This window comes from Nocardia sp. XZ_19_385 (assembly GCF_015355755.1).
Taxonomy (GTDB): domain Bacteria; phylum Actinomycetota; class Actinomycetes; order Mycobacteriales; family Mycobacteriaceae; genus Nocardia.
Genome location: NZ_JACVEE010000001.1, coordinates 608,827 through 632,323 on the forward strand (window position 1 = coordinate 608,827; position 23,497 = coordinate 632,323).

Here is a 23,497-nt window from a genome sequence, read left to right on the forward strand (position 1 = left end):
CACCACCGCAGGTGAGAGGGACGTGAACCAGACCACACCGCGGGCTCCGGGGCGCGGCCGTGTCCTTCCTATATGACACAGCGCTTGCGGGACCCACACCGTAGGGTGAACGGGTGAACCCCAGTGAAACTCCCGAGTCGGAACTGCCGACGCTGCGGGATCCCGTGCTGGTCGCCGCCTTCGAGGGCTGGAACGACGCGGGTGACGCGGCCAGTGGCGCGGTGGAGCATTTGGAACTGATCTGGGACGCCGAGCCGCTAGCGGAACTCGATTCCGAGGACTACTACGACTACCAGGTGAACCGCCCGACGGTCCGCCAGGTCGACGGCGTGACCAGGGAGATCCAGTGGCCCTCCACCAGCCTGTCGGTGTGTTCGCCGCCCGGCAGCGAGCGCGACGTGGTGCTGCTGCGCGGTATCGAACCGAACATGCGCTGGCGCAGTTTCTGCGATGAGCTGCTCGCGATGATCGAGCAGCTGGGCGTGAATACCGTGGTCATCCTCGGCGCTTTGCTGGCCGATACCCCGCATACCCGTCCGGTTCCGGTCACCGGGTCGGCCTACAGCAAGGAAGCCGCCGAGCGCTTCAACCTCGAGCAGACCCGCTACGAGGGACCGACTGGTATCACCGGGGTGCTGCAGGATCAGTGCGTGCGCGCCGGTGTGCCCGCGGTGTCCTTCTGGGCCGCGGTGCCGCACTACGTTTCCCAGCCGCCGAACCCGAAAGCGACCATCGCGCTGCTGCACCGGGTCGAGGATGTGCTCGATATCGAGGTCCCGCTCGGCGAACTGCCCAAGCAGGCCGAGGATTGGGAAGGCGCCGTCAACGAAATGACCGTCGGCGACGAGGAGATCAGCGAGTACGTGCGCTCGCTGGAGGAGCGCGGCGACGCGGCGGTCGACATGAACGAGGCCATCGCCAAGATCGACGGCGACGCCATCGCGGCCGAGTTCGAAAAGTACCTGCGCAGGCGGGGTCCCGGAAGTTTCGGGCTGTAATCAGTAGGTGAGCCGGGGCGCGGCCAACGGTCGCGCCCCGCGCACTCGGCTATCGGGTGCCGGGTGGTCCCTGCAAGTCTTCGACGGTCCACACCTGGGCCGCCGCGTCCTGAGCCAGCTTCGCGATCAAGATGTCGCGTGGAATCGTCTGGCCGGCAAAGTGATCGAGTGAGGGAACCACGACGTGGTGCGCGTCGGCGCGCTTGAGTTCCTGCGTCAGCTCGGCGAACGCCGTGCCGTCACCCGAAGTCGATTCATGGAAAGTCGCGGCGAAGCACAGCCCTTCGGCCTCCGCGAGCATGCTCATCGCGTCCTCGAGCTCCTCGCTGTGGCCGTCAGCCAGATCGTCACGCAAATATCCATAGATCAACGCTTCCACCCGAACCTCCATTGGTCATGGGTCGCTGAGTGCATTGTTTTGGATGTCCCGCTGCGGGGGTAATGCGGTGTGGGGCAGTGGGTTGGCAAACTGTAGCCGCTCCATGTTCAGGATGTCGGACGCCATGTTGCAAAAGCAGGTGTCAACCCAGTGACATCTCTATGCCCTATTCGGTCCGCTGAACGTTAACTGGTGCGATACTCGATGTGTGGCCGCTGGAGACGATCGACCCGTCTGGGCTGTCCGGATGCGCTCCGAGCGCGACGCGAGGGGGTGGTCCCAAGCCGACGCGGTCCGCGTGATGCGCGCCAAGTCGTCCCACAACTTGCCGACGGACAGTACGTTGCTGCGCAATTGGCGGCGCTGGGAGTCGGGCGAGTCGCGGCCCGACGACTTCTACGCCCCCATCATCGCCGCCGCCTTCGACACCGTGACCGCGGCGTTCTTCCCCAAATCCCGGCCCAACCGGGACGACGAACTGCTCTCGGCAACGGGGATGGACACGCTGGAATTCATTGGGCGCCTGCGGATGTCCGACGTGTCCGCGGCCACCCTGGACGCCATCCGGATCACCGCCGAGCGCCTGTGCTGCGAATACCCTTACGCCGACCCGCATTCCCTGCACAGCGAGGGAACCGCCTGGTTACGCCGCATCACCTCGCTGCTCGACGGCCGGCTCACCCTCGCGCAGCACCGCGAGATCCTGGTCCTCGCCGGCTGGGTCGCCCTGCTCGTCGGCTGCGTCGACTACGACCTGGGCCGCCGCACCTCCGCCGAGGCCACCCGCCGCGCCGCCTGCTCCCTCGGCCTCGAAGCCGAGCACCCCGAAATCATCGGCTGGGGCGCGGAAATGGCCGCTTGGTTCGCCCTCACCCAAGGTAACTACCGGGGTGCCATCGAGGCTGCCGACGGTGCGCTGGACACGTCCAGCTCCCTTGGCGTCGGCGTCCAGCTCGCCGCCCAGCGCGCCAAGGCCTGGGCCCGCATCGGCGACCGCTCCGAGGTCGAACGCGCCCTCGGCACCGGCCGAGCGATCCTCGAGCGACTCGATCCCCCCATCAACCTCGACAATCATTTCGTCGTCGACCCCCAAAAATTCGACTTCTACGCCATGGACTGCTGCCGCGTCGCCGGCGAAGACCAACTCGCCGAATCCTATGCGCGCGAAGTAATCCGAAACTCCACCCGCGCCGACGGCACCATCCGCAACCCCATGCGCGTCTCCGAAGCCCACCTCACCCTCGCCGTCGTCGCAGTCCGCAACCGCGACCTCGAACTCGCCGTAGACGAAGGCATGCGCGCCTTCTCCGGCAAACGCAGATCGTTGCCGTCATTGATGTGGATCGCCGGTGAAGCCGCCAGAGAGATCATCGAGCGCTTCCCCGGAGACCCCCGCACCCGCATCTATCTGGACCAGTTGAGATCCCTGTCCCCCGAGTAAGCGAACATGCCGCAACCGCTAATCCCCAATAGTTAGCCAGCACATGTAGTTAAGCCCACAGGTGTGGAGTACCGAGTATGGATATCGGGCCAGGCCACGCCCGGTGTCGAAGTCGATTTCCGCTGGGCGAACACGCCGCAAACCGGACACGCGGGGTTGTTCCGTCGGACGGCGACCCACCCGCTACTACCCTGTTCCCGGTGACCGACTCCGCCGAAGGCCCTGTGCTCGACGAAACGCAGCGGGCCGACTTCGAACTCAGCGACGAGCGGCTGCGGCTGTTCTCCTTCGCTACGGCGGAGAAGCGCGCTGACTACCTGTGGGTGTTGCGTGCGTTCGACAGTGCGCGGGCCGCGTATGTGGTGCTGTTGCATGCCGATGATGTGGCGGAGTGGATTCGGCGGCACAGTGCGGGGGCGGCGGAGCTGTCGGGAGCGGAGATCGGGCCGCTGCTGGATCAGCTGCATCAGTGGGGGGTGCTGGAGCGGTCGTATGACGGGACTCGGGCGGCGACGTTGGCCGAGTATCGCAACCGCCATTACGTGTATCAGTTCTCGCAGGCCGGGTTCCAGGCGTATCGGGCGGTGGCGGGGGTGCTGGCGGCGCGGCTGGATGAGGCGGCGCTGTCGCGGCTGGTGTTGCCGGAGTTGCTCGCGGATCTGCATGCGCTGGCTGAGGCGAACCAGGCCGGGGACGCGGAGCGGGTGTATCGGACGCTGCGGCGGCTGGACGCGGCGCTGACCGATATGGCCGCGCGGGCCGCACATTTCTATCTATCGCTCGGCGATATGGTGCGGACCACCGAGATCACGCCCGAGGCGTTTCTCGTGCACAAGGACGCGCTGCTGGCGCATATGCGGGACTTCAGTATGGATCTGGCGCGGTTCGCGCCGCGGCTGGCGAACGCGATCGGGGACATCGAGGACACCGGTGTCGACGAGTTGATCGAGCGGGCCGCGCGCTGTGATGAGCGGGTGCTGTTGAGTCCGGAGGAGCGGCAAGCGGATTGGCGGGCGCGATGGCAGGGGCTGCGGACCTGGTTCGTCGCGGCGGAGTCGGGTGATTCCACCGAGGCGGACCGGCTGCGGGAGGCGACGATGAGCGCGATCGCCGCGGTGCTGTCGCTGCTGCGGCGGGTTACCGAGACGCGGCGCGGTGGAGTGAGCCGGGAGTCGGCGCTGCGGCATCTGGCGGGGTGGTTCACCGCCGCGCCCAGCACCGACAGCGCGCACGCGCTGTTCGACACGGTCTTCGGGCTGGGACGGCCGCGGCATCTGTCGATGGAGCATCCCGACGCGGATCTGATTCCGCCGGTTCGATCCTGGTGGGAAGCACCGCCCTTGGAGATCTCGCGGACGCTCGCCGAAACCGGGCGGCCACCGCAGGCGGGTGCGCCAGCCAGGATTCAGCGCAACGACGCGAGCATCCGCCGGTTGCGGGAAGCGCAGCTCGACGCACAGCGAGCGCGCGCGGAGGCCGCGAAATCCCTTGCGGCAGCGGATATCTACGAGCGCGAGCTGGACGACCGGGAGACCGAAGTCTTGCTGCGGTTGCTGGATGCCGCCTCGACCGCGTGGGTGCCGGTAAGCGGTCGGGTCGACGGAACGACCGGATCCGACAACGGCGTCACGCTCACGGTATCGACGCACCCGGGATCGACAGTGATCCGCACCGCCCGCGGACTGCTGCACCTCAACGGCCGCAAACTCGACGTGCGAGCGACCCGTCAGAAGGGAGGCCGAGCATGATTCACGCACGTCGCATCGACTCGCTCGCGCTGGACAACTACCAACGAGCCGCGCGGGTGATCCTCGCCAACCATCTAGTGACCCGGACCTATCCGGATCGCATCGCGCTGCCCCTGATTCGCAGGTGGGCGACCGAATTGCGCGAGGACTTGGCGGAGCTGTTCGGCTATCGCCTGGAAGTCACCGAAACCACCGCGCGACTGTTCCCCGTCATCGATCAACTGGATGCGGGCAAACCCGCGCGAACGGTCAACGACCGGCTTTTCGATCGCCGCCGCTACGCATATCTGTCACTGGCGCTGGCCGCGCTCGGGCGCGCTGGTGATCAGATCACATTGTCGGAGTTGGCCGATCAGGTCGCGGCCTACACCGGGCGGATCGAGGGGCTCGACCTCTCCCTCGATCGCGCCGCGGACCGGGACGCCTTCGTCGACGCCGTAGGCTGGCTCGCCAACCGCGGCGCGCTCACTCTCGCCGACGGCGACGCGGGTGGCTGGGCGTCGGATCCCTCGGTGGGAGAAGCGCTTTACGACATCGATCGACCGGTGGTGTTCGCGATCTTCCGCCCGCCGCGCGCCCTGCAACACCTGCACAGCGTGGCCGGGCTGCTCGGCGAGGAAGCGCACCCGAACGGACAGCCCGCGACCGCGGACGCTGCCCGCCGAGTACGGCGCGGCCTGGTCGAGCGCCCCGTCATCTACGCCGAGGATTTCGCACCCGACGAGCGTGCGGTGCTCGCGCAGGAACGCATCGTCTCCGAGGTGGAACTGTTCACGGGCCTGAAGGCCGAGCGGCGCGCGGAAGGTGTTGCGCTGATCGATGTTTCGGGACGGCTCTCCGATGTCCGGTTCCCCGGTACCGGCACGCTGGCGCAGGTAGCGCTGCTACTGGTCGGCGAGGTCGCGGACCTGGTGCTCGATATCGACAATCCGTTGCCGCAGCGGCCCGCCCTCGCCGATCCGATGGGGGCCCTGGTGGCGCAACTGGACGACGCGATCCCCGAATCGACGGTGTTCGCGCCGCTGGCCGACCTCCCGTTCTCCGATTCCTTTGACGAAGAAGCGAATCCGGACGATCCGGACGACGCACCGGAGCCCGCGACCTACCCGTTCCTGGACTACGGCTGGGTAGGCGAAACCGTGCAGGCCCTCACCGACCGCTACGGTGTCACCTTCGCCGCGCAATGGCAGGCCGACGTCCCCGGGCTGACCACCGAGGTGGTGGCCCTGCTGGAACGGTTGCGCCTGGTCCAGGTCGTACCCGGCGCAGCGGGACCCGAAGGTCTGCTGATCCTGCCCGCCCTGGCCCGCTACCGGGGCGCGGTCGTCACCGTCCGTACCAAGCGGACCGAAGAACTGTTCGTCACCGCCGCAGAGACCGGCGCAAGCGTTGCCACGGAAGGGGTTTGACCATGTCGGTTATCCACGGCGGAGTGCGCTTCATCCCGACCCGCGCCGGGATCGTCAACCTGTGGGACTACCGGGACCAGGAGTTCTGCTTCGCCGACGGCAGGCTGGTGCTGCGCGGGCCGAACGGTTCCGGCAAGACCAAGGCGCTCGAGGTGCTGTTCCCGTTCGTGCTGGACGGGCGGATCGAACCGCGCCGGCTCAACCCGTTCGCCGGTGAAGAACGCACCATGAAGTCGAATCTGCTGTATCGCAAGCAGGAATCGGCCTACTCCTACATCTGGATGGAGTTCGCGCGCGGCAGCTGGGACGACCCGGAAGTGGTCACCATCGGCATCGGCATGCGCGCCACCCGCTCCTCGGACAAGGTGACGCGCTGGTACTTCGTCGCCGACGGCCGTGTGGGCGTGGACTTTTCGCTGATCGGCCCGGACGACCGGCCGTTCACCCGCAAACAGCTGGCCGAGCAGATCGGCACCGACTCCATCGTGGACCGGCCGGTGGAATACCGCACCGCGATCGACGCGCGCATGTTCGGCCTCGGCACCCAGCGCTACGACCAGCTGATCAACCTGATCCTCACGCTGCGCCGCCCGCAGCTGGCGAAAAACCTGGATCCGCGCGGACTTTCGCAGGCGCTGACCGATGGTCTGCGCCCGCTCGACGAGCAGCTGATCCTGGACGCGGCCCGCTCCTTCAGCGATATGGAGGAGGTGGGGCGCAACCTCGAAGGCCTGGTGCACGCCGATACCGCGACCCGCGCGTTCGTCGGCGTGTACCGGAAATACCTTGCGGTACAAGCGAAGACGGATGTCGACCAAGTCCGTACCCGGCTCGACGCGGTGACGCACGCGAGCACCGCGCTGTTCGCCGCGACCGCGTTGCGTGAGCGCCGGGAAGCCGAGCGCACCGCCGCCGAGGCCCGCGCCGATGACGCCGATCGCACCTACGAGCAGGCGCTCACCGACCGGGAAACCTTGCAGCGCTCCAGCGCCTACGAAGGCAAGCAGCAGCTCGACGATCTCGCCGACGCGGTGCGCCGGCTGGAGACCTCGGCCAGCGTGCACCGGGACAAGGCGCTCAAGGCCCGGCAGACCCTCGACCAGCGCGTCCAGGAGGCCGAACGGGCCACCGCCGCGGTCCGCACCGCCGCCGCGACCCTGTCCCGCGGTGAGGACGAATTGCGTGCCGCCGCAGAGGAAGCGGGCATCGATTGGACCGCGCCGTCGGAGGATTCGCGGGCCGACAACCTCACCGCCGCCGTCCGCGCCCGCGCCGAGGAGCGCGACGCCGACGTGCGGGCGGTCCGGAAAGCGCTGGGGCTGATGGACGCCGCGGCCACCGAACGGACCCGGGCGCAGCGTCAGTCCGAACGTGCCGTGGCGGCAAAGGAATCGGCGGCGGCCGAGGTCGCGGCCGCGGAAGCGGCCGTCGCGCTGGCGCGCACCGAAGCCTCGGCCGCGCTGCGCGCCTGGTGGGACAAGCATCGAGAGGTCTACTCCCCCATCGAGAAAGGCTTGTTCGACGCGCTCGACGCCGCACTGGCGAATGCCGGGTCCGATGACGCCGCCGGTATCGCGGAGGTGCTGGCGGAGCGGGCCGAGCCGCTGCTCGACGAGATTCGCAATCGCCGGCAGGAAGCGAAGTCGCAGGCGGCCGCGGCGGCGGAGCGCATCACCGAACTGACCGCCGAACGCGACCGCGTTGCCGCCCAAAGCGACGATGCCCCACCGCCATTGGCGACTCGCACCGATGAGCGGGGCGACCGGCCGGGCGGACCGCTCTGGCAGCTGGTGCGGTTCGCCGACGACGTCACGCCCGAGGCCGCCGGTGGCATCGAAGCGGCACTGCATGCCGCGGGCCTGCTCGACGCCTGGGTTTGCGCGGAGTCCGACCTGCCCGCCGAGTACACCTCCGAGCAGTTCCTCGTCCCGTCGCGGAACCGCCCGTCCGGCCGCACGCTCACCGATGTGCTTGTGGTGGAAGAGGATTCCGCGCAGTTGACGGTGCCGCGTCAAACTGTCTCCGATGTTCTCGCATCGATCGCGCTGCACGAAGCGAAGAAGCCGGGGTTCGGCGAGGACGAGCTCGCGGTCAGCACCTCCGGCGGCTTCCGCCAAGGCGTGCAGATCGGCCGCCACCACAAAGCCGACGCCGAGTTCATCGGTGCGACCGCCCGGGCTCGCCGACGCGAGATCCGGCTCACCGAGCTGGCCGCCGCGTTGGAAACCGCCACGACCGCCAAGGAGCAGTCGGCAGCCGAAGAATCTACCGCCACAGCCGAACTCGCGCGGATCGCGGCCGCCGCGAAGGCGCTGCCGCGTCCTTCGGCCGTCACGGCCGCCTTGCGTGCGGTCTCGGAAGCCGCGGGCATGATGCGCTCGCGCTCCGAAGCCGTCACGCAGGCCGAGCACGATCTCGATCAGGCGGTGGCCGCGGTAGCGACGGTCGACAAGAAGTTGCGCGCCATCGCCGCCGAACACAGCACCCCACGCGACCCACGCGATATCGACGCGCTCGCGGCCGCCATCCGGCACTTCGAGAACACCGGTACCGGGCTGCTGCGCTTGCGCACCGACCACGACCGCGAGCGGGAACGCGAACGTGAGGGCGCGGACCGTCTCGCCGAAGCCCGCGACCTGGCCGAGGCCTTCGCCGAGGAAGCGGAGGCCGCCGAAGCCGGCTACCAGGAGCAGTCGCGCAAACTGGAGACCCTGCGCGACGCGCTGGGCGCGGGCGCCGCCGATATCGACCGGGACCTGGAACTGGCCCGGGAGAAGATCGAGGCCACTCGCGCGGAGCAGAAGACCGCCCGCAAGGCGGCCAACTCCGCGATCGAAGCGATCGGTGACGCCGAAGCCGCCTACCGGACCGCGTTCGAATCCCTCGGCACCGCCCTCACCGAAGTGCTCACCGACGTCAAAACCCTTGCGCCCTATGCCCGTCCGGACCTGCTCCGCCTGCTCGGCGCTCCCGCCGAGAGCCGTTGGCCGAGCAGCGAAGCCGCCTGGTCCACCCCCGAGCAGCTGCTCTACCGGATCACCCAGGCGGGTCCGGAGACCGAACCGCAGGTGTTGCCCGACGAGGTCGCCGAACTCTTCGACAACCTCGCCGCCGCGACCGCTTCGGTGAAGGCGGGGGAAGCCGCCCGCAAGACCACTCGCAGCGCGGTTACCTCGGCTTTGCAGGAGTTCGACGCCGCCCTGGCCGGTTGCGGCCGCGACTACCGCCTGCAGTGGGACGCCGCCGACGGCCTCACCGTGGTGCAGGTCGCCGACGAGCAGGGCATGTCCGCGCTCGCCGATTTCGCGGGCCGCATCGATCAGGCCCGTCACGACCAGGAACTGCTGCTCACCGACGCCGAACGCCGCATCCTGGAGGACGCGCTGCTGGCCGGGCTGGCCCAGCAGATCTACGAACGCACCTCCGACGCCAGGGATCTCATCGCACGCATGGGCGCGGAGATGAAGAAACGCCGCATGTCCTCGGGCAACACGATCGGCGTGCACTGGGTGCTGGCCGATTCACTTTCCGACGCGGCCCGCGCCATGTGCAAACTCCTGGATCGCGATGCCTCGGTCCTCTCCCCCGACGACCTGGCCGCCATCCGCTCGCATTTCGCCTCCGAGATCCGCGCCGCCCGCGCCGCGCACCCGGAACGCTCCTACCCCGAAATCCTCGCCGCCACACTGGATTACCGCACCTGGCGCGTCTTCTCCTTCACCCTGATCTCCGGTGACGGCACCGAGGACAAACTGACCGTCGCCCGCCACAGCGCTCTCTCCGGCGGCGAGCAGTCGGTCTCCCTGCATCTGCCCCTCTTCGCGGCCGCCCACGTCATGCTCGACTCCGCCGACCCACAGGCCCCCCGTCTGCTCGCCCTGGACGAAGCCTTCGCCGGTGTCGACGACAACGGCCGCAGCGAACTTCTCGGTCTCAGCGTCCAATTCGACCTCGACCTGTTCATGACGGGCTACGACCTCTGGATCACCTATCCTCACGTCCCCGGCTGCGCCCACTACGACCTGGCTCACTCCACGGCCGAGAACTCCGTCAGCGCCACCTTGCTGGTCTGGGATAGCGGCGATCTCCTCGCCGAACACGACGGCACCGATCTCACCACCGCCCTCGGCTCCCCCAACCGCCGTCGCGTCCCCAACGGAATCGAGGGCGGCATGACCCTCGACAACATGCCGGGCGAACTCGAACCGGCCGGGGCCAACTAACCATCGAACGCGAGCGCACCCCTGCCAGCTGACAGGGGTGCGACGCGTCAAACAACTATGTGTAGCCGACCGCCGGGGCAGAACCCTACTTGGCCGAGGCCCCAACGCCAGGCTTTCAGCGGATCCGCGCTACCGGCCCGGGCCCCACGGCCAGGTTTGAAGCGGGCCTGCGCTGCCGGTTATCAACGGCGGGGCGACCTGCGGCGGCGCGGGATGCGGCTGCTCGCTCGCATCGGCCCGCAATGCCGGGCACTGCCCACCGGGCCCGGTGGCCAACTCGAAATGCCACCACTCGTTCGCATAGATCCGGCACAGCCCCCACCGATTCCCGTTGCGCTCCAACCACTGTGCGCCGTGCTGCGGCCCGACATCGATCGCCTGCCCCGACACGTGCGTCGACTCCTCGGGCGGCAACACCCACCGCCGCGCCTCGTCCGGGCTGCCGTAGGTGGCGACCCCGTCCTCCCACATGGCCTGCTGCTCGCCGTATGAGCGGTAACCGGAGTTGATGTACAAGGTCACGCCTTCGGCCCGTGCCGCTTCCTCGGCCTGGGTGTATGCCGCCGCCAACGGGGGCGTCAGACCTTCGGTCCCGGCGGCGGCGGCCACCGCCGTGCGTGGGTCCGCGTGCGCGCCGGGCGCGGCCAAGACGAAGAGCGCCGGTACAGCCATCGCGGACAGCGCTAGCTTTGCGATCATGTCGGCGATCCTAGCGGCCGCGGCGTGCCGTTCCCGGGAACCGCGCGAGGTTACGACTCGATCGGATGCGTGAAGGTCCAGGCCCCGTAGGCGATGATCGCGGCGAAAATCACCATCACGACAGGGGGCGTATTGACGAGCCAGGCCAAGATCAAGCTGAGCGCGGCCAGGGCCGTCACCAGCACTTCCAGCATCCGGATGACCCGGGCCGTTTGTTCGATCGGCATGATCCTCCTCCATCCAAGTACGCGAACGCCTTGCATTTCTGGTGGTGCCCAATCCTTTTCGAGGCAAACAGCCCGGGAACGCCGCGAGCTACTTGTGGCGCACCAATTCCGAGGCCTGGCGATGACGCCCGATGCGCTCGCCGATCTCGCTGCCGTGCGAGCGCGCGTACTCGACTGCGGTGCGAATCTTGCGGTCCTGTAGGTCGGATTGCCGCGAGAGCGCTGTGATCCGCTGGTCTACCGGCCCGTCGAGCTCCAGCAGGCGGGCGACTACTTCCCAGACCTCAGGTCCGGCGGCCAGCGCCGCGCGCCGGTCGTGTAGCGGGCCGCGGAAGACGATGCCCGGGTGTTCCAGCTGATCGACGCCCTCGCGGATCAACCGATTGAGCAGTGCGGTCGAACTCGTTCCCTCGCGTACGGCACGTGAGACCAGCCGTCGGCTGGCTGAATCCGAGATACGAAACGACGTACTCATTGCCCTCCTCGACTTCAGGGATACGGCGACTTACCCCTCTAGGGTGCGCGCCGCAGCGGCATTGTCACCCCGGCGATCGAGGTGACAATGCCGTGTCCTATCGAGGCAGAACCTCAGACGCGTTCTTTGGAGCGCGTACGCACGCGCAATGCGATCGGCTTCTGCGTTTCGGCGAAGAAGTCGTTTCCTTTGTCGTCCACCACGATGAACGCGGGAAAATCTTCAACCTCGATCTTCCAGACGGCTTCCATACCGAGTTCCGGATATTCGAGCACCTCGACCGACTTGATGCAGTCCAGCGCCAGCCGGGCCGCGGGCCCGCCGATGGAACCGAGGTAGAACCCGCCGTGCTCGTTGCACGCCTTGGTCACCTGAGCGGAGCGATTGCCCTTGGCCAGCATGACCAAAGACCCACCGGCGGCCTGGAATTGGTCGACATAGGAGTCCATGCGCCCGGCCGTGGTCGGTCCGAACGAACCGGACGCGTACCCCTCGGGCGTCTTGGCCGGACCGGCGTAGTACACGGCCATATCGCGCAGGTATTGCGGCATCGGCTCCCCCGCGTCGAGCCGTTCCTTGATCTTGGCGTGCGCGATATCGCGCGCCACCACCAGCGGACCGGTCAGCGAAAGCCGGGTCTTCACCGGGTATTTCGAGAGTTCGGCGCGAATCTCGGCCATCGGCCGGTTCAGGTCGATCTTGACCACGTCGCCGCCGAGAATGGCGTCGGTCTGCTCGGGCAGATACTGCGCGGGCTCCCGCTCGAGCTGCTCCAGGAACACACCCTCGGGGGTGATCTTGGCCAGGGCCTGGCGGTCCGCCGAACACGAAACCGCGATGGCCACCGGGCAACTCGCGCCGTGCCGCGGCAAGCGCACCACGCGCACATCGTGGCAGAAGTATTTGCCGCCGAACTGCGCGCCGATACCGAACTCCTGGGTGAGCTTGAAGACTTCTTCTTCCAGCTCCAGATCGCGGAAGCCGTGCGCGGCCATCGAACCCTCGGTGGGCAGATTGTCCAGGTAGTGCGCGGAGGCGTATTTCGCGGTCTTCAAAGCGAATTCGGCGCTGGTGCCGCCGATCACCACGGCCAGGTGATAGGGCGGGCAGGCCGCGGTGCCGAGCGAGCGGATCTTCTCGTCCAGGAATTCCAGCATGCGCTGCGGATTCAGCACGGCCTTGGTTTCCTGGTACAGGAACGATTTGTTCGCCGAACCGCCGCCCTTGGCCATGAACAGGAACTTGTAGGACGGCTGCGCGGTATCGCCCTGGGTGGAATACAACTCGATCTGCGCCGGCAGATTCGTGCCGGTGTTCTTCTCGTCCCACATGGTGACCGGCGCGAGCTGCGAATAGCGCAGATTCAGCTTGGTGTAGGCGTCGAATACACCGCGGCTGATCCATTCCGCGTCGTCGGCCCCGGTGAGCACGCCTTCGGATTTCTTGCCCATCACGATCGCGGTGCCGGTGTCCTGGCACATCGGCAGAATGCCGCCCGCGGAGATGTTGACGTTCTTCAGCAGATCCAGCGCGACGAATCGATCGTTGCCGGAGGATTCCGGATCATCGATGATCTTGCGCAGCTGCGCGAGGTGCGCGGGCCGCAGGTAGTGGCTGATGTCGTGCATCGCCTCGGCGGTCAGCAAGCGCAACGCCTCGGGCTCCACCTTCAGGAAGGTGCGGCCGTCGACCTCGAAGGTGCTGACACCCTCGGTCGTGATCAACCGGTAGGGGGTGTCGTCCGCGCCGATCGGCAGCAGATCTGAATAGCGGAATTCCGGCGCGGTCACGGATCGCTCTCCTTCATATCGGGCCAGGTGCTTGCACACTGGTCACAAGCACAGCGAGCCTAGCCACCGGACCGGGCGCCCACCTCGGTTAGGCAAACCTAAGGCCCAGGCAGTAGGCGTAAAAGGTTGCACGTTCAACCCGGTGGTGCTACCTCTCAGGGTTGACGTTGTCGCAGGCGACAGTGTCGGAGCTTGGAGGCTGCCATGACGGAACCGGTGTGGCTCGATGAGGTCGAGATGCGAGCCTGGGTGGGTTTCGTGCGCACCCGTGACCTCATCGCCGCCGCCGTCGGGCGCGATTCCGCGCGCGAGTCGAACCTCACCTATGTCGAATACACGGTGCTGGCCAGCCTGTCGAAATCCCCGGACCACCGGCTGACCTTCGCCGATCTGGCCGAACGGCTGGAGTGGTCGCAGAGCCGGCTCTCGCATCAGATCACCCGGATGGAGAAGCGCGGCCTGGTCATCCGGGAACCGATCCCCGACGACGCCCGCCGCACCGCCGCCCGGCTCACTCCACATGGCGCGGACCTGCTCGGCGGCGCCGCACCGGCGCACGCGCGCAGCGTGCGCCGCCACATGATCGACGCGTTGGATCGCGATCAGCTGGCGGCGCTCGCCGACATCTACGACACGTTGCTCGCCCATCACCGGCGAGCGCCGGAGGAGCTCTAGCCCGCGGCCGCCTGATCCGGTACGGCCTGGGGCCGGGCAGGGACACCCAGCGCCCGTTCGAAGCCGTCCGGAATGACCAGATCGCTCCGATCCAGTTCGGCCACACTGGTTTTACGCAGACCCAGCAGCGCCGAGTCGATGCCGCCGCGCATGATGTCGAGCACGTTCTCCACGCCCGTCTGTCCGTTGGCGGCCAGGCCCCACAGGTACGCGCGGCCGAGCATGACCGCGCGAGCGCCCAGCGCCACAGCCTTCACCACGTCGCTGCCGCGGCGGATGCCACCATCCATCACCACATCGATCTGCGAGCCGACCGCCTCGGCGATCACCGGCAGCGCGCGGATCACCGCGGGGGTGCCGTCGAGGTTGTTGCCACCGTGGTTGGACACCGAGATCGCGGCCACGCCCGCATCGACCGCGCGGTGCGCGTCATCGACCCGCATGATGCCCTTGAGCATGACCGGGCCGTCCCACTGCTCGACGATCCAGCGCACGTCGGCCCAATCGGGCGCGGGCGTGCCCATCCATTCGCCGTACGCGCCGAAGAAGCCGGGCGCCGCCTTGCCGCCGACCGCCATGTTCGGCGCGGTGAGATCCGGGATATGGCCGGAACGCAGGTAAGTCGCCAGCCAGCGCGGCCTGGCCAGGGTCTGCGGCGCGAACTGCAGCATCGCCCGCAGGTCCAGCTTTTCCGGGATGACCGGGCTGCCCCAGTCCCGGCCGTGCGAGAAGGACCAGTCCAGGGTGAGGATCAGCCCGACCGCGCCGGCCGCCTTGGCCCGGCCGATCCGCTCGGCCATCTCGTCTTTGCTGCCGCACCAGTACAACTGGAAGAAGGTGGCGGGGTTGGCCGCGATCACCTCTTCGATCGGCTTCGAGGCGAATGAGCTGAGCCCCATGGCGATTCCGCGCGCCGCGGCGGCGCGCGCCACGGCCACCTCACCGTCGGGATGCACCGCCTGCACGCCGGTCGGCGAGATCAGCACCGGCATGGCGAGTTGCTGCCCCATCACAGTCGTGGACTGATCGCGTTCCCCGATCGGGCCCGCGCAGTGCGGCGCGAAACCCAGTTCGGTGAAGGCCTGCTGGTTTTCGTCGATGGTCTGACCGCGTTCGGAGCCGGCGATGAGCGCGCCGTACACCGATTTCGGCAGCCGCTTCTTCGCGCGGCGCTGCGCCTCGGCGACGGTTTCGAACCAGGGATTCATTGTCCGGCCCTTCCGGGATGCTCGACCGGCCACCAGGACCGGCTGTCGTTTTCCAAATGCGTGGCGAGTGCGGCGAGGAGGCGGGCGCCGTCCTCGGGGGTGGCGGGGGTGGGGTCGCCGAGCACGCCGTTGCGGCTCACCGCGCGCACACCACCGGCGGCCAGCAGCGGATAGATCTCCGACAGCGGGCGCTGGTCGCCGGGTTCGGCGAGATCCGGACGCACCCGGGCCGGATCCAGCGCCAGCTGCATGCCGGTTTCGGAGCGGCCCGCGTGCAGGTCACCGTGGTATCGGGTGACCCACAGGCGCACGTCGCGCGATTCGCCGCGCAGCAGGCGCACGGCCCGCTGCAGCGGTTCGGCGTTGCCGCCGTGCCCGTTGACCAGCACGATCCGGTCGAAAGTGTCGGTGGCCGAACGGCACAGCTCCACGATCAGCAGTTCCAGCGCGGCCTGCCCGATCGACAGGGTCCCGGGAAAACCGGCGTGCTCACCGCTGGAGCCATACGGAATGGCTGGAGCGACAAGCACATCCGGCCGACGCCCGGCCAGCCTGCGGCACATTTCCACCGCGATATCGGTATCGGTCGACAGCGGCAGATGCGGTCCGTGCTGCTCGGTCGAGCCCACCGGCACCGCCAGGATCACGCCCTTCTCGGCCCGTGCGCCCACCTCGGGCCAGGCCAGATCTGAAACGTGTTCTACCACGAGGCCGAGATTAACGTCACTCGCTGACATAATCAATACGTCGAGCACTGCCATAATGACTTTCGTGACAGGGCAGGGCACCACCACCCGCGGCCGCCCCCGCGGCACCACGAAACGCGAACTCGAACTGATCGCCATGCGGATGTTCAGCGCGCACGGCTTCGACAACACCACTGTCGAGCAGATCGCCGCCGCCGCGGGCATCAGCGGGCGCACCTTCTTCCGCTACTTCCCCACCAAGGCCGAAGTGCTCTGGTCCCAGTTCGACGACGAGATCACCGCCCTGGAAGACGCGTTCGCGACCGTCCCGGACGACGTGCCGATGATGGCGGCGGTGCGCCGAGTCGTGGTGAACGCCAATACCTATCGCGCCGAAGACATCCCCGAACTGCGTACCCGCATGCACCTGATCGCCACGGTGCCCGCCCTCGCCGCCACCGCGGGCACCCATTACGACGCCTGGGAACGCGCGGTCAGCGCCTTTGCCGCTCGTCGCCTCGACTCCGCCGAAGACGCCCTGATCCCCCTGGCCGTCGGCCGCACCACCTTGGCGGCAGCCCGCGCCGCCTTCGATGCCTGGGTCGCCCGCGCCGACGCCGACCTCACCGTTTACCTCGATCAAGCCCTCTCGGCACTGGAGCGAGGATTCTCCGAGCTACCCTCAGGTTTCGATACCAGTGCGGCTGGGGTATGACTAGGCTCGGTGTCGGCTCGCAGGCCGACCGTACGAACGCACTGACTCACCCGTCGAAAGGGGCTGGAATTTCCATGTCCGAGGTGTCCATGAGCCTTTCGGCGGATTCGCTGCCCGTCGGCCCGGTCGACGACAATCTGCTGCCCGAGCTGGTCGAGCACCTGCGCCAGAACCGCACCGCACTGCGTGAGGAATGGGCCAGGCGCATCACCGACACGCAACTGCTGACGGCCATGACCCCGGAAGAGATCTTCTCCGAGGCGACCTCGATGTACGACAACTACGTCGAGGTGCTGGTCACCGGTAGCGTCGACGCGCTGCAGGCATACGCCCGCGATCTGTCCGAGCGCATCATTCCCCGAGGCGTCGAGACCGACGAGGTCATCGGCATCGTGCTGTTGCTGCGCGACGTGCTGGCCCGCTCGTTGTTCGAGAAGTACCAGACCAACTTCGAGCTGCTCAACCAGGTGCTCGACGCCTACGAGCCGGCCGCCAACCGCATCGCGAGCACCGTGGCCATCTCCTTCGTGCAGGAACGCGAGCGCGTCATCCGCCAGCAGCAGGAAGCGATCCGCGAGCTGTCCACGCCTGTTCTGCAGGTGCGTGAACAGCTGCTGATTCTTCCGATCATCGGCGTGCTGGACAGCCAGCGTGCCCGCCAGCTCACCGAGCAGCTGCTGCGCGCCATCCGCGCCAACCGCGCCAAGGTGGTCGTCATCGACATCACCGGTGTGCCGCAGATCGACTCCACGGTGGCCAACCACCTCGTGCAGACCGTGGACGCGTCCGGCCTGATGGGCGCGAACGTCATCATCACCGGTCTGTCCTCGGAGATCGCGCTCACCCTGGTCACCATCGGCCTGGATCTGTCGAAGATGAACGCCGTTGGTGACCTCCAGGGCGGTATCGAAGAGGCCGAGCGGCTGCTGGGCTACGAAGTCACTCGCGTGACCGATCGACTCCTGACCGAACGCGACGGACGGTAATCGGGGCAGGCTGATGCCGGTACCCATTCTCAAGCAGGGCACGTATCTGATCGCGTCGGTGCAATCCGCCTTGACCGACGCCGACACCGAGCGCCTGCAAGACGACCTGATGAAGCAGGTCTCCAAATACCGCGCGCACGGCATCATCGTCGATGTCACCGCGATCGACGTGATGGATTCGTTCGCGGCCAGATCGCTGCGTACCATCGCGCACATGACGCAGTTACGCGGCGCCGAAACGGTGATCGTCGGGCTGCAACCGGAAGTCGCGTTCGCCATGGTGCAGTTGGGCCTCACCTTCGAGGACATGCACACCGCCCTGGACCTGGAAGAAGGGCTTGCGTGGCTGGACCGCAAGGCCTCCAAACGGCACCAGCGAGACGGTCGTGACAGTGGCCGCTGAGAACATGGTGATCGCGGTAAAGGTGTCCGGTGACATCGTGATCGCGAGGCAGGCCGGACGGGAACTCGCCGAAAAGCTCGGCTTCTCCCTCACCGACCGCACCATGATCTCCACGGCCATCTCCGAAATCGCCCGCAACATCACCAGTTACGCCGGCAGCGGTGAAGTCCGCCTGCTCGTCGACGAACGGGACGGCAGACAGGCCTTGGTGGTGCAGGCCGAAGATCAGGGCCCGGGCATCCGCGACATCGCCCGTGCGCTGGACGACGGCTACTCCACGGGACGTGGTCTGGGCCTCGGCCTTCCGGGTGCGCGCCGGTTGATGGATCGCCTCATCATCGACTCCGCCCCGGGCCGGGGCACCCTGATCGAAATGTGGAAGTGGGTGCCCGCCGGTGCATGAGGACGGCTTCGTCGGTCGGATCGAATGGGCGGTGGCCGGACGTGCACTGCCCGGGCAGCGAGTGTCCGGTGACCGCTGCGTCGTGCTCGAAACCGGTGGCGGCTCCGTACTTTTCGGCGTGCTCGACGGGCTGGGCCATGGCGCGCCCGCCGCCGACGCGGCCGACCGTGCCGCGCAGATCCTCTCGGAGAACCGCGCCGAGCCGCTCGACGTGCTGATGCTGCTGTGTCATCGGGCGATGGCAGATACCCGTGGCGCGGCAGTCTCCTTGGCGTTGTTCGACTGTGCCGAGTCCATCAACTGGCTCGGCGTCGGGAACGTGGAATCCCGGGTGCTCACGGTCGGCCCGGCCGGGCTCACCGTGCGCGCGACGGTACTGATGACCGGCGGCATCGTCGGCTATCGGCTGCCCCAGCATCTACAGCCGCAGACCGTGCAGGTGCGCGTCGGCGATCTGCTGCTCATGTCGACCGACGGCATCGTCGCCGAATCCTTCAACGGCATAGATCTTTCCAAGTCCACGGCCGAGATCGCCGCGGAAGTGCTCAACCGGCACTCCAAGGACACCGACGACGCCCTGGTGCTGGCTGCCCGCCATCGCGGCGGGACATCGAACGGAACACAATGACTGATGTGCTGGCGGCGTTTCTGGACGCCTACGCGAACGCGCTACGGCGCCACCTGGATTCGCCGACGCACGCCAGCCTCGCCGCCGGCTACGACCTGGGCCGGCGGGCCCTGGTCGAGGACATCAGCCTGCTCGATCTGACCGAACACCATTTCCGATTCGTCGCCGCGAACGACGGCCCCGAACAGCCGATCGCGGAACCAGCGCTGGAATTCCTGCTACAGACCTTGGCCGCCCTGGATATCGCCACCCGCGGCTACCTCGGCGGTTTGCGCCGCTATGAGCAACAGCGTTCGCGCGCGGACGATCTCGCGGGCCGCGACGCCTTCCGCACCGCGCTGGTGGAATCGCTGCAGGACGGTTTCTTCGTCGCCGATTCGCGCGGCACCATCATCGAGGTCAACTCCGCGTTCGGCGCGCTCACCGGATACGGCGCCGCCGGTCTCCCCTACCCGCTGCCGCACCCGTGGTCGCTGCCGACCGGACCGCGCTATCCCGATCTGGGCACGGTGGCGCAGCGGTTCGTCATTCCGGTCCGGCATCGCGACGGCCGCGACGTGTGGCTCGCGGTCAGCACGTCGTCGCTGATCAAGCCGGAGAACAACGAGCAGATCTTCGTCGGCACCATCCGCGATGTCACCGCCGAGCACGACGCCCAGGCCCGCGATCAGGCCGCGTCCCGGCTGGCGACCGCGGTCGGCGCGGCCACCAGCGTGGTCGAGGTGCTCGCGGTAGGCCTGGACGAACTGCGCCGCACCGTCGGCGCGGAATCGGCCGTGGTGTCGGTGTGGCCGAACCGCAATGCCCGCCCGGAGGTCTACGTTTCCGGTGCGGTGGAACGCAATTCACGCAATATCGACGCCCCGGAATTGGATGATCGGGCCACCGCGCTGCTGGAACGGGCCCGCCGCCGCCCGCCGCGCAGCCTGTTCGCGATCCCGGAGAGTACGGAAAGTTCCGAGGGCATCGTCGCTCCGCTGGGCGAGGTCGGGGACGCCGCGCTGTGGTTACGCTTCGCCGCGCCGCGCGCCATCACCGCCGCCGACTGGACGTTGTTCTCGCTGCTGATCGGGCATCTGAGCCTGGCCGTGCAGCGAGCGCGCAACTTCGATCAGGCGCGTTCCACCTCACTGACCTTGCAGCGGGCCATGCTCGGCCCGATCGAACTGCCGCCGCGGTTCTCGGTGCACTACGAGCCGGCGCTGCCGCCGCTGGAGATCGGCGGCGACTGGTACGACGTGGTTCCGCTCAACGACGGCACCATCGGCGTGGTGGTCGGCGACTGCGTCGGCCGTGGCTTGTCCGCCGCCGTGGTGATGGGCCAATTGCGGACGGCCGCACGGGCTTTGCTGCTACGTGGTGCGGGCCCGGCGCAGCTGCTCGCGGAACTCGACGCCGTCGCGGCGCGGATCCCGGGCGCCATGTGCACCACGGTCTGCGCGGCGGTGCTAGATCCCGAGCGTGGTCTGATGCGCTACTCGAGCGCGGGGCACATGCCGCCGATCCTGGCCGATGTCGGTGCGCCGGGCAGACTGCTGGAGGGCGGCCGGGCGGTTCCGCTGGCCACCTTCGATACGCCCCGGCGACCCGAAGCCACCACCGCGCTCACTCCCGGCTCCACGCTGGTGCTGTTCACCGACGGGCTGGTCGAACATCGCGGCGTCGACATCGACGAGAGCTTCGACAAGATCTCCGCGGTCCTGGCCGACACCCCGGGAAAACTACCGCGCGAGGTCGCCGACGCGGTGCTCTCCCGGCTACGCCCCTCGGCGGGTTACGACGACGACGTCGCCATGGTGGTCTACCGCCAACCCCCCGCCTCCCTGCACCTGGACGTGCCGGCGCATCCGGATCAGCTCGCCGCGCTCCGCCGCAAACTCAAGGCCTGGCTGGCGGCGGCGGCCGTGCCGCACGACCTGGCTTCGGATCTGGTCGCGGCAGCGAACGAGGCCTGCAGCAACAGCATCGAACACGCCTACCTGAGCAACGGCGCCGCCGCCAACGAGGTGACGCTCACCGCCGAATGCGATACCGAGCGGGTGACGATCCTGGTCACCGACACCGGCGTCTGGAAACCGCGATCGGCCGATCCCGGGAACCGCGGCCGCGGCATCGACATGATGCGCGCGCTCACCGAGGAACTCGAGATCGACCACACCGAACCGGGGACCCGGGTACGCATGTCGGTCACCCTCCCGGCGATCAAATCGCCTGTGGCGAACCCGCTTCGGGGTACCAACCGCCAAATCTGAAGGGTGACCGACCGCTGTTTTTATCGGGCATCCGGGCGCGGAATGTCACCGCGCCAGGCGCCGGTCTCGTGGTGCTGGTCCTCGATGAACTTCTTGAACCGCTGCATATCGCCGTTCACCCGGTGCTTCAGCACGCCGAGCTTGTCGGCGGCGTTCTCCACGAATCCCTCCGGGTCGACCTCCATTTGGGCGGTCACCCGGGTGTGGGTGTCGTCGAGCCGGTGAAAGGTGATGACACCGGCGTGATTCGGGCCGTTGTCGGAACGCCATGCCACCCGCTCGTCCGGATGCTGCTCGGTGATGGTGGCATCGAACTCGCGCGTCGCCGGGCCGACGTGGATCTTCCAGTGTGTGTGCCGGTCATCGAGCTGCTGCACCTGCTCCACGCCTTCCATGAACTGCGGGAAGGTCTCGAACTGGGTCCACTGGTTGTAGGCCGTGCGTACCGGTACCTCGACGTCGACGGTGGCTGCCAAACTGCTCATGATTCAACCCTTTCGTTCGGTTTACGGCCGCATACCCGGGCCTGGCGGGAGCAAACAGCGGCCGCTCGGTCCACGGACCGGGCACCACGCGCGGGAGGCAGCCGGTAGGGTTGGTGACCGTGACCAACACTTCCGGAGACGCGCATCCACTTTCGGACACGATGACCACCGCGGTCACGGTGCACGACGGCGCCACCGTCCTGACGGTGGCCGGCGAGGTCGACCTGGCCACCGCCCCCGCGCTGGAGACCGCGATCGAGGGCGTGCTCGCCGACAAGGCCGCCCCCGTCCTTATCATCGATCTGACCGGCGTCAGCTTCCTCGCCTCCGCGGGCATGGCCGCGCTGGTCGCCGCGCATCAGCGTGCCGGTGACGCCACCACCATCGCCGTCGTGGCCGACGGGCCCGCCACCAGCCGTCAGCTCAAAATGACCAGCCTGGACCAGGTGTTCTCGCTCTACTCCACTCTGGATGCCGCACTGGCCGCCTTCAAATCCTGACCCGACCGTAGAAACGCCAATGGCCGGGATCGTCGAGGGATCCCGGCCATCAGTCTGAAAGACGCCTGGTATCAGACCAGTTCGCGCAGCTGCTCGATCAGCTTGACGCGGTCGGCCGGAGTAGCCGCCATCGGCACCACGTTCAGCACCGTCACACCGGCTTCCTTGAACGCCGCGACGCGCTCCTTCACATAACCGGCGGGGCCTACCAGCGAGATATCGCGCACCAGGTCGTCCGGAACGGCCTTGGCGGCCTCTTCCTTCTTGCCCGCCAGGTACAGCTCCTGGATCTTGTCGGCCTCGGCACCGTAGCCGTAGCTGGTCGCCAGGGTGTGGTAGAAGTTCTTGCCCTTGGCGCCCATGCCGCCGATGTAGAGCGCCAGGTGCGGCTTCACGAATTCCAGTAGCGGCGTGACGTTCTCACCGATCGCCAGCGCCGGGCCCGCGTACACCTCGAGCTCACCCAGGCTCGGATCACGCTTGGCCAGACCGGCATCCAGCGATTCGCCCCAGACCTGCTTGGCCTTCTCCGGCAGGAAGAAGATCGGCTGCCAGCCCTCGGCGATCTCCGCGGCCAGCTGCACATTCTTCGGGCCGAGCGCGGCCAGCAGGATCGGAATGTTCTCGCGCACCGGATGATTGATCAGCTTCAGCGGCTTGCCGAGGCCGGTGCCCTTCTCGGCGGGCAGCGGGACCTGGTAGTACTTGCCCTGGTATTCCAGCTTCTCCCGGCGCCACACCTTGCGGCAGATCTCCACCAGTTCCCGGGTGCGGCCGATCGGCGCGTCGTAGGGCACGCCGTGGAAGCCCTCGATCACCTGCGGGCCGGACGCGCCGAGCCCCAAAGTGAACCGGCCTTCCGAGACGAAGTCCAGGCCGGCCGCCGTCATCGCGGTCAGGCTCGGGGTACGGGTGTAGATCTGCAGAATGCCCGAGGCCAGCTCCAGGCGTTCGGTCTTGGCGGCCAGGTAGCCCAGGGCGCTGACCGCGTCGAACGAGTACGCCTCCGGCACGAAGACGATGTCGAGTCCGGCCTTCTCCAGGTCGGCCACTTCGGCGGCCGCCTCTTTGAAGCCGCCCGAATAGTTGATGCCCAATCCGATCCGCATGGGTCTCAACTTAACCGCCGCTCGCGGGTTGCGGTGCACCGGGCGGTAGCGTTACCGG

General features: G+C 67.7%; 22 protein-coding genes. 13 read left to right on the forward strand and 9 right to left on the reverse strand.

The genetic code is table 11. The features are described 5' to 3' along the window. Positions 1–113: 113 nt before the first annotated feature. On the forward strand, positions 114–998 hold the full coding sequence (locus IBX22_RS02725) for a PAC2 family protein (protein WP_194813795.1): 885 nt from the start codon (positions 114–116) through the stop codon (positions 996–998). Positions 999–1,047: 49 nt separating this feature from the next. Here the strand turns inward: IBX22_RS02725 and IBX22_RS02730 are convergent, their stop codons facing one another. Next, on the reverse strand, positions 1,048–1,377 hold the full coding sequence (locus IBX22_RS02730) for a hypothetical protein (RefSeq protein ID WP_309234395.1): 330 nt from the start codon (positions 1,375–1,377) through the stop codon (positions 1,048–1,050). 208 nt (positions 1,378–1,585) lie between these two features. Between IBX22_RS02730 and IBX22_RS02735 the strand changes: the two genes are divergently transcribed. The 4 genes from IBX22_RS02735 (at position 1,586) to IBX22_RS02750 (ending at position 10,198) form a co-directional block, all read left to right on the forward strand. Continuing rightward, positions 1,586–2,818: an XRE family transcriptional regulator gene (locus IBX22_RS02735; RefSeq protein WP_309234396.1), complete on the forward strand. Its 1,233-nt coding sequence runs from the start codon at positions 1,586–1,588 to the stop codon at positions 2,816–2,818. A gap of 272 nt (positions 2,819–3,090) precedes the next feature. Then, complete coding sequence (locus tag IBX22_RS02740; RefSeq protein ID WP_194815532.1) at positions 3,091–4,566, forward strand: TIGR02677 family protein; 1,476 nt, start codon at positions 3,091–3,093, stop codon at positions 4,564–4,566. Further along, positions 4,566–5,975, forward strand: a complete 1,410-nt coding sequence (locus tag IBX22_RS02745) for a TIGR02678 family protein (RefSeq protein ID WP_194815533.1) — start codon at positions 4,566–4,568, stop codon at positions 5,973–5,975. Before IBX22_RS02740 ends, IBX22_RS02745 begins: the two co-directional genes overlap by 1 nt. A 2-nt stretch (positions 5,976–5,977) precedes the next feature. Continuing rightward, complete coding sequence (locus tag IBX22_RS02750) at positions 5,978–10,198, forward strand: TIGR02680 family protein (protein WP_194813797.1); 4,221 nt, start codon at positions 5,978–5,980, stop codon at positions 10,196–10,198. Positions 10,199–10,327: 129 nt separating this feature from the next. On the opposite strand, the gene IBX22_RS02755 is transcribed toward IBX22_RS02750, so the two are convergent. From IBX22_RS02755 to IBX22_RS02770, 4 genes are all read right to left on the reverse strand, one after another. After that, on the reverse strand, positions 10,328–10,897 hold the full coding sequence (locus tag IBX22_RS02755; RefSeq protein WP_228538148.1) for a M15 family metallopeptidase: 570 nt from the start codon (positions 10,895–10,897) through the stop codon (positions 10,328–10,330). 50 nt (positions 10,898–10,947) lie between these two features. Beyond that, positions 10,948–11,124 carry a hypothetical protein gene (locus IBX22_RS02760; RefSeq protein WP_194813798.1) on the reverse strand — a complete coding sequence of 59 codons (177 nt, stop codon included), beginning with the start codon at positions 11,122–11,124 and terminating at the stop codon, positions 10,948–10,950. Positions 11,125–11,212: 88 nt separating this feature from the next. Beyond that, the gene (locus tag IBX22_RS02765; RefSeq protein ID WP_194813799.1) at positions 11,213–11,599 is read right to left on the reverse strand and encodes a hypothetical protein; all 387 of its coding nucleotides are present in this window, start codon (positions 11,597–11,599) and stop codon (positions 11,213–11,215) included. A 113-nt stretch (positions 11,600–11,712) separates the two neighbouring features. Continuing rightward, the gene (locus IBX22_RS02770) at positions 11,713–13,389 is read right to left on the reverse strand and encodes a fumarate hydratase (protein WP_194813800.1); all 1,677 of its coding nucleotides are present in this window, start codon (positions 13,387–13,389) and stop codon (positions 11,713–11,715) included. 204 nt (positions 13,390–13,593) lie between these two features. Here IBX22_RS02770 and IBX22_RS02775 point away from each other — a divergent pair, with 204 nt between their 5' ends. After that, positions 13,594–14,064 (forward strand): MarR family winged helix-turn-helix transcriptional regulator, encoded by a 471-nt coding sequence (locus tag IBX22_RS02775; protein ID WP_194813801.1) that lies wholly within the window; start codon positions 13,594–13,596, stop codon positions 14,062–14,064. On the opposite strand, the gene mftD is transcribed toward IBX22_RS02775, so the two are convergent. Next, positions 14,061–15,272, reverse strand: coding sequence for a pre-mycofactocin synthase MftD (mftD, locus tag IBX22_RS02780; protein WP_194813802.1), 1,212 nt, complete (start codon positions 15,270–15,272; stop codon positions 14,061–14,063). The genes IBX22_RS02775 and mftD overlap by 4 nt on opposite strands. Beyond that, complete coding sequence (gene mftE, locus IBX22_RS02785; protein WP_309234397.1) at positions 15,269–15,979, reverse strand: mycofactocin biosynthesis peptidyl-dipeptidase MftE; 711 nt, start codon at positions 15,977–15,979, stop codon at positions 15,269–15,271. The genes mftD and mftE overlap by 4 nt, the downstream gene beginning before the upstream one ends. A gap of 64 nt (positions 15,980–16,043) precedes the next feature. Between mftE and mftR the strand changes: the two genes are divergently transcribed. The 6 genes from mftR (at position 16,044) to IBX22_RS02815 (ending at position 21,345) form a co-directional block, all read left to right on the forward strand. Continuing rightward, on the forward strand, positions 16,044–16,673 hold the full coding sequence (gene mftR, locus IBX22_RS02790) for a mycofactocin system transcriptional regulator (protein WP_309234398.1): 630 nt from the start codon (positions 16,044–16,046) through the stop codon (positions 16,671–16,673). 74 nt (positions 16,674–16,747) lie between these two features. Beyond that, entirely contained in the window at positions 16,748–17,659 is a 912-nt protein-coding gene (locus IBX22_RS02795) for an STAS domain-containing protein (RefSeq protein WP_194813805.1), read from the forward strand. Between the two features lie 13 nt (positions 17,660–17,672). After that, positions 17,673–18,062, forward strand: coding sequence for an STAS domain-containing protein (locus tag IBX22_RS02800; RefSeq protein WP_194813806.1), 390 nt, complete (start codon positions 17,673–17,675; stop codon positions 18,060–18,062). Between the two features lie 4 nt (positions 18,063–18,066). After that, positions 18,067–18,465 carry an ATP-binding protein gene (locus IBX22_RS02805; protein ID WP_194815535.1) on the forward strand — a complete coding sequence of 133 codons (399 nt, stop codon included), beginning with the start codon at positions 18,067–18,069 and terminating at the stop codon, positions 18,463–18,465. Beyond that, the gene (locus tag IBX22_RS02810; protein ID WP_194813807.1) at positions 18,458–19,093 is read left to right on the forward strand and encodes a SpoIIE family protein phosphatase; all 636 of its coding nucleotides are present in this window, start codon (positions 18,458–18,460) and stop codon (positions 19,091–19,093) included. The genes IBX22_RS02805 and IBX22_RS02810 overlap by 8 nt, the downstream gene beginning before the upstream one ends. Beyond that, positions 19,090–21,345 (forward strand): SpoIIE family protein phosphatase, encoded by a 2,256-nt coding sequence (locus tag IBX22_RS02815; RefSeq protein ID WP_194813808.1) that lies wholly within the window; start codon positions 19,090–19,092, stop codon positions 21,343–21,345. Before IBX22_RS02810 ends, IBX22_RS02815 begins: the two co-directional genes overlap by 4 nt. 20 nt (positions 21,346–21,365) lie before the next feature. Here the strand turns inward: IBX22_RS02815 and IBX22_RS02820 are convergent, their stop codons facing one another. Continuing rightward, positions 21,366–21,830, reverse strand: a complete 465-nt coding sequence (locus tag IBX22_RS02820) for an SRPBCC family protein (RefSeq protein ID WP_194813809.1) — start codon at positions 21,828–21,830, stop codon at positions 21,366–21,368. Between the two features lie 161 nt (positions 21,831–21,991). On the opposite strand from IBX22_RS02820, the gene IBX22_RS02825 reads away from it, so the two are divergent. Then, on the forward strand, positions 21,992–22,330 hold the full coding sequence (locus IBX22_RS02825; RefSeq protein ID WP_194815536.1) for an STAS domain-containing protein: 339 nt from the start codon (positions 21,992–21,994) through the stop codon (positions 22,328–22,330). A 71-nt stretch (positions 22,331–22,401) separates the two neighbouring features. On the opposite strand, the gene IBX22_RS02830 is transcribed toward IBX22_RS02825, so the two are convergent. Further along, positions 22,402–23,439: an LLM class F420-dependent oxidoreductase gene (locus IBX22_RS02830; protein WP_194813810.1), complete on the reverse strand. Its 1,038-nt coding sequence runs from the start codon at positions 23,437–23,439 to the stop codon at positions 22,402–22,404. Between the last annotated feature and the right edge of the window lie 58 nt (positions 23,440–23,497).